This window comes from Streptomyces sp. NPDC051684 (genome assembly GCF_044453445.1).
Lineage (GTDB): Bacteria > Actinomycetota > Actinomycetes > Streptomycetales > Streptomycetaceae > Streptomyces.
Genome location: NZ_JBITCS010000018.1, coordinates 174,007 through 180,667, shown reverse-complemented (window position 1 = coordinate 180,667; position 6,661 = coordinate 174,007). Strand labels below are relative to the sequence as shown.

Below are 6,661 nucleotides of genomic sequence, written 5' to 3'. Positions count from 1 at the left end.
GCGACGCGGAGCGTCGTCGACCGACGACAACGCCGCGAGCGTGCGTGCCAGGCCCCGCGAGCCCGGCCTGATCCAAACGACAAGCCCTAAGCCCCTCCGGGGGGTGCGGGTGGGGTGGAGGCGGTGGGTGGGCTGTCGGCCCGGGTGAGGTGGGCTTCTGCCTTGGGGCGTTTGCCGTCCGGCCCCGGGCCTCGCTCGTCTCCCACCACCTGCCCCTCGGGGGCATCGGCCCGTGCGGGGCTCGGTTCCCTTGGCCCGCACCGGGGTTGGCCCCTGGGGGCTGCGCCCCCGGACCCCGTCGCCCTTCGGGCTCGTCCTCAAACGCCGGACGGGCTTGATGGGGTGGTCTCCGGCCGTCGCCACGTGTGCATGCCATGCCTCTACGCCGGGTGAGCGGAGCGGTCACGTCGGCCGAAAGGACGGCAACCCGTCGGGCCGAAGCCGCCGGAGGGGGCGGGTGGGTGGGAGATGAGCGGGCGAGGGGGCCGCAACCGGCACGCCGGGAACCCCGCGTCCGCGTCGACCCAGACACCAGGCACCGGGCCCGGCAGCACCCACCGCGGAACAGCCACACCGACCGAGAGAACGGCACCCCGTCGGGCCGACGCCCCCGGAGGGGGCGGGTGGGTGGGAGATGAGCCGAGGAACCGGGAGCCCCGGCTTCCGGGCACAACCGGGCCCGGCTCCCGGTCACACGTACAACGGCCGCCGCCCCGGCGCAGGCCGACCGCCGGTGCCGCGCGTCGGCGCGACCTGGCCGGGACCGAAGCCCCGGTGCCGCGCGGCGACCCGTACCGGCGTGAGCCGAAGCGTTCCGGTGCCGCGTGACGCGACCCCCGGGTCTACGCCCCGCGCACCCGCAACGCCCGCCGCAGGTCGTCGAGTTGGTCGGTCAGTTTGCGGCGCAGGGCGGGGGGTGCCGCCGCCACGTGCTGCTCGCCCACGCGGAGCGTGTCCGCGTCGATGGCGTACACGGGGAACGCGTGGCGGCCCGCCGCCTCGGCGATCGCGGGGCCGCGGCGGGTGGCGAGTTCGGTGGCGTCGGTGAAGTAGCGGGGGACGTAGTCCCGCAGGAGGCCGGCCTGTTCGGGTTGCCAGAAGCCTTGGGCGGTGGCGGTGAAGAGGTAGTTGGACAGGTCGTGTTCGGGGTCCGTGGTGAACAGGGCGGACCATGCCTCGGCCTTGGTCTGCGGGTCGGGCAGAGCGGCGCGGCAGCGGGCGGCGCCCTCCTGGCCGGTGGCGCTGGGGTCGTGGGCGAGTTCGGCCTCGATGACGGCTTCGTCGACGGCGCCGAGGACGCTGAGCCGGCCGAGGATGCGCCAGCGCAGTTCGGGGTCGAGTTCGGGCCCACCGGGCACGGCCCCGGAGTCGTACCAGTCGCGGATGATGTCGGCGTGGCGTGCGGCGTCGATGAGGTGGCGTACGGCGGTGAGGCGGAGCCCGGGGTGGCTGCCGTCCTCGGTGCGGCGGACGAAGTCCTCGCACAGGGCGGTGACGAGGTCGAGGGCCTCGGCGCGCTCGGCGGGGTGGGTGTACCGGTCGGCGACCTGGGTGTGGGCGAAGGCGAGGACGCCCTGAACGAGGGCGAGGTCGCTCTCCTCGGGGAGGTGGGCGGCGACGGTCTCCAGGTAGGTGGTGGGTGCGAGTTCGCCGTCGCGGACCATGTCGCGCAGGGTGTTCCACACGACGGTGCGAGTGAGGGCGTCGGGGATGCCCGAGAGGTGGCTCAGGGCGGTGTTCAGGGACGCGGGGTCGAGGCGGATCTTGGCGTAGCTGAGGTCCTGGTCGTTGAGGACGATGAGGGCGGGGCGCGGGCCGGGTACCGAGAGGCCCCGGCCGCCGTCGGCGGAGATGTCGGTGTCCAGGCGGCTGCGCAGGGTGAGTCGGCGCGGGTCGGCGGGGTCGTGGTCGAAGAGGCCGATGGCGATGCGGTGCGGGCGGCGGGCAGGGGTGGACGTGAGTGTGGTCAGGTGCCGCATGCCGTCGCGGTCCTTGGCCGGATCAGGCTCGGTCCATGTGCCGGGGCTGCCCTGGTTGCTCAGGTTGAGGTGGCACCAGGCGTCGTCGCTGGTGACGTCGGCGGTGAGGGTGTCGACGCCGGTGGTGCGCAGCCAGGCATCGGCCCAGGCGTGGACGTCGCGTTCGGTGCCGGAGGCGAGGGATTCGATGAAGTCGGCGAGGGTGGCGTTGCCGAACTTGTGGCGTGCGAAGTGGGTGTTGATACCGGCGAGGAAGTCCTTTTCGCCGAGCCAGGTGACGAGCTGGCGGAGCGCGGAGGCGCCCTTGGCGTAGGAGATGCCGTCGAAGTTGAGGAGCGCGGAGGCCGTGTCGGGCACGGATTCGGGGGCGACGGGGTGGGTGGAGGGCCGCTGGTCGGCGTCGTATCCCCAGGTCTTGCGGGCGACACCGAAGTCGATCCAGGTGTCCGTGAAGCGGGTGGCTTCGGTGAGGGTCTGGTAGCCCATGTATTCGGCGAACGACTCGTTGAGCCAGATGTCGTCCCACCACTTGAGGGTGACGAGGTCGCCGAACCACATGTGGGCCATCTCGTGGGCGATGACCATGGCGCGGGTCTGGCGTTCGGTGTCGGTGACGGCGGAGCGGTAGACGAATTCGTCGCGGAAGGTGACGAGGCCGGGGTTCTCCATGGCGCCGGCGTTGAACTCGGGGACGAACGCCTGGTCGTAGGAGTCGAAGGGGTAGGGCTCGTCGAACTTCTCGTGGTAGCGGTCGAAGCACGCGCGCGTGGCGTCGAGGATCTCCTCGGCGTCGGCGTCGAGGTACTGCGCGAGGGAGCGGCGGCAGTGCAGGCCGAAGGGGAGGCCGCGGTGTTCGGTGCGGATGGAGTGCCAGGGGCCCGCGGCGACGGCGACCAGGTAGGTGGAGAGCAGTGGGGTGGTGGCGGCCTGCCAGCGGCCCTCCCCCAGGTGTTCGGTGACGCCGTTGGCGAGGACGGTCCAGCCTTCGGGGGCGGTGACGGTGAGGTCGAAGCGCGCCTTGAGGTCGGGCTGGTCGAACGCGGCGAAGACGCGCTGGACGTCTTCCATGAACAGCTGCGTGTACGTGTAGGTCTCGCCGTCGGTGGGGTCGGTGAAGCGGTGCATGCCCTCGCCGGTGTGCGAGTAGCGCATGGAGGTGTCGATGCGCAGCTCGTGGGGGCCTTCGGTGAGGCCGGTGAGGGGGAGCCGGTTGTCGGCGAGGGTGGCGGGGTCGAGGGGCTGCCCGTCGAGGGTGGCGGAGCGCAGGTCGGCGGGCTTGAGCTCGACGAAGGTGTCGCCCGCGGTGCGTGCGGTGAAGCGGACCGCGGTGCGGGAGTCGAAGGTGTCGTCGCCGACGGTGAGGTCGAGGGCGACGGTGTATCGCTCGACGTCGATGAGCTGGGCTCGGGTCTGCGCTTCGCTGCGCGTGAGTACGGGCATGCGGTCATGCTGCCGCATGCCGCCGGTATCGGGACAGGGTGGATCTTGTTGCGGCCCGCCGGGGTTGAGCTCGCGGGGCGCTGCCCCGGGCCCCGCTCCTCAATCGCCGGAGAGGGTTGATTTGGTCAGCGTTTGGTGTCTTCCGCGATTTGTTCGTGGTGGCGGATTACCTCGCTGATGATGAAGTTGAGGAACTTTTCCGCGAAGGCCGGGTCGAGTTTGGCGTTTTCCGCGAGTTGGCGGAGGCGTTCGATCTGGCGGGATTCGCGGGCCGGGTCCGCGGGCGGCAGGTCGTGTTCGGCCTTGAGGTGGCCGACCTGCTGGGTGCATTTGAAGCGCTCGGCGAGCATGTGGACGACGGCGGCGTCGATGTTGTCGATGCTGTCGCGCAGGCGGCCGAGCTCGGCGCGCACGGCCGGGTCGGCTGCCGGCTTGTCGTTTGGCTTGCTGGTGGTCATGACGGGTCAGCCTACGTGGAGCATGGGTGGGTCGTCGGGGTCGGGGATCTTGTCGGACCAGCCGCCGGGGACGGCGCGGCCTTGTTGTTCGCGGAAGCGGACGGGGGCGGTGCCGACGCGGCGGGTGAAGAGGCGGGAGAAGTAGGCGGGGTCGTCGTAGCCGACGCGGCGGGCGACGGCGGCGACGGGGAGTTCGGTGGCGGCGAGGAGTTCCTTGGCGCGGCCGAGGCGGATGCCGAGGAGGTAGTCCTTGGGGCTGCAGCCTGCGCCGCGGCGCACGGCGGTGCGCAGGGCGGCGGGGGTCATGCCGTGGCGGGCGGCGTGGGCGGCGACGGAGAGGGGTTGGAAGGCGTCGCGGGCGAGGGCCTGGAGGACGGGGTCGCCGCCCTGGGCGAGGTCGGCGCGGGCGCGGCGCAGGGCGACGAGGAGTTCGTGGACGGCGGCGCCGGTCTCGACTTCGAGGAGGGGGTTGCCGCGGCGGGCGGCTCGGGCGATGCGGCCGACGGCGGCGCGGGCGTGGGCGGCGTCGGTGAGGGGGACGAGGGGGCGGTCGGGTTCGATGTAGCCGAGTTCGGTGTACGTGGTGGTGGCCGGGCCCGTGAAGTCGACGAAACATTCGTCCCAGCCGGTGGTGGGGTCGGCGCCGTAGTGGTGGGGGCGGCCGGGGGTGAGCCAGATGAGGGCGGGTGCGGTGACGGTGCGGCGGTGGCCGTCGGCGTCCTGGTACCAGCCGCTGCCCGCGGTGACGACGACGGCGACGTGGTGGTCGAGGGTGCGCGGTCCGACGGTGGGCAGGAGGCCGTGCTGGAGTCCGACGCCGAGGCAGACGAGGCCGAGGCGGTGGTGGGCCGGGCTGGGCGTGAAGTACCGCATCCAGGTGTGGTACGTGGGCATGTGTCCCCTCCCGTGGTGGTGCGTGCGGGCGTCCCCGTCCAACACCGGCCGATCTTTGTCCATGGACCGGGTCGGCCGCCAGAGGTGAGGGTGGCGGCCGGTGGGTGTTGTGCCCATCAGGCGCGGAGGAGCACGTGATGACGGATTTCCGGGTGGGCGGGGACGGCTTCGAGGTGGACGGGCGGCCGGTGCGGCTGTTGTCGGGGGCCTTGCACTACTTCCGGGTGCACGAGGAGCAGTGGGCGCACCGGCTGCGGATGCTGCGGGCGATGGGCCTGAACTGTGTGGAGACGTATGTGCCGTGGAATCTGCACGAGCCGCGTCCGGGTGAGGTGGCCGAGGTCGCGGCGGTGGGCCGGTTTCTGGACGCGGCGTGGCGGGAGGGGCTGTGGGTGATCGTGCGGCCGGGCCCGTACATCTGCGCGGAGTGGGAGAACGGGGGGCTGCCGCACTGGGTGACGGGTCCACTGGGGCGGCGGGTCCGGACGCGGGACGCGGAGTTCATGGCGCGGGTGGAGAGCTGGTTCCGGGTGCTTCTTCCGCAGGTGGTGGCGCGGCAGGTGGACCGCGGCGGTCCGGTGATCATGGTGCAGGTGGAGAACGAGTACGGCAGTTACGGCTCGGACCGCCGCTATCTGCGGGCCCTGGCCGATCTGCTGCTCGAACTCGGCGTCACCGTGCCGCTGTTCACGTCGGACGGGCCCGAGGACCACATGTTGACCGGGGGTTCGGTGCCGGGTGTGCCGGCGACGGTGAACTTCGGGTCCCGCGCGCGTGAGGCGTTCGCGACGCTGCGCAGGCATCAGGCGTCGGGGCCGTTGATGTGCATGGAGTTCTGGTGCGGCTGGTTCGACCACTGGGGCGCGAAGCACGTCGTGCGGGATCCGCGGGAGGCGGCGGACGCGCTGCGGGAGATCCTGGAGTGCGGGGCGTCGGTGAATCTGTACATGGCACACGGCGGGACGAGCTTCGGGGGTTGGGCGGGCGCGAACCGGGGTGGCGGCGCGCTGCACGACGGGCCGTTGGAGCCGGATGTCACGTCGTACGACTACGACGCGCCGATCGACGAGTTCGGGCGGCCCACGGAGAAGTTCTGGCTGTTCCGGGAGGTGCTCGCCGCGTATGCGGAGGAGCCGCTGCCCGAGGTGCCCGAGCCGCCGGCGATACTCGCGGGCCCGGTCACGGCCGCTCTGTCGACGTTCACGGCGCTGGACGGTGTCCTTGCGGCGCTGGGCGGCCCGGAGGCGGAGTACGCGGTGCCGCCGTCGTTCGAGGAGCTGGACGTGGACCGTGGCCTGGTGCGGTACGCGGTGACGGTGCCGGGGCCGCGGCAGCCGTATCCGCTGCTGGCGCGCGGGCTGCGGGATCTGGCGACCGTGTACGTCGACGGGGTGCGGGCCGGGGTGCTCACGGAGGAGGAGCCGCGGCTGACCGAGGAGGTCGCGGGGCACGCACGCGTGGAGCTGTGGGTGGAGTCGCTGGGGCGGGTCAACTACGGGCCGCGCACGAGCGAGCCGAAGGGGATCACGGGTGGGCTGCTGCACGAGCGGCAGTTCCTGCACGGGGTGCGGGCGCGGGGGCTGCGCCTGGACGCCTTCACCGCTTCCGGGGTGGCCGCGCTGCCATCGCAGGTGCCGCAAGGCGAGGGGCGGGGCCTGCACCGGGGGGCCTTCGAGGTGTCGGGGGCCGGGGACGCGGCGCTCGAACTGCCGGGCTGGGGGCGGGGGTTCGTGTGGGTGAACGGGTTCTGTCTGGGCCGCTACTGGTCGGCGGGCCCGCAGGACGCCTTGTACGTGCCGGGTCCCGTGCTGCGCGAGGGCGTGAACGAGGTGTGGGTGCTGGAGCTCGACCGGGCGGGCGAGCCGCGGGTGCTGCTGCGCTGAACGGGTG

Annotated in this window: 4 protein-coding genes; 1 reads left to right on the top strand and 3 read right to left on the bottom strand. The window is 72.5% G+C overall.

Annotated features, from left to right (window positions below; translation table 11 throughout):
- Positions 1 to 842 precede the first annotated feature (842 nt).
- The 3 genes from pepN to ACIA8D_RS22855 form a co-directional block, all read right to left on the bottom strand.
- Positions 843 to 3,419, bottom strand: a complete 2,577-nt coding sequence (gene pepN / locus ACIA8D_RS22865; RefSeq protein ID WP_399234861.1) for an aminopeptidase N — start codon at positions 3,417 to 3,419, stop codon at positions 843 to 845.
- A 125-nt stretch (positions 3,420 to 3,544) separates the two neighbouring features.
- Positions 3,545 to 3,877: a chorismate mutase gene (locus tag ACIA8D_RS22860; protein WP_399234859.1), complete on the bottom strand. Its 333-nt coding sequence runs from the start codon at positions 3,875 to 3,877 to the stop codon at positions 3,545 to 3,547.
- A 6-nt stretch (positions 3,878 to 3,883) separates the two neighbouring features.
- Entirely contained in the window at positions 3,884 to 4,771 is an 888-nt protein-coding gene (locus ACIA8D_RS22855) for a helix-turn-helix domain-containing protein (protein WP_399234857.1), read from the bottom strand.
- Positions 4,772 to 4,908: 137 nt separating this feature from the next.
- On the opposite strand from ACIA8D_RS22855, the gene ACIA8D_RS22850 reads away from it, so the two are divergent.
- Positions 4,909 to 6,654, top strand: coding sequence for a beta-galactosidase family protein (locus ACIA8D_RS22850; RefSeq protein ID WP_399234855.1), 1,746 nt, complete (start codon positions 4,909 to 4,911; stop codon positions 6,652 to 6,654).
- Positions 6,655 to 6,661 lie beyond the last annotated feature (7 nt).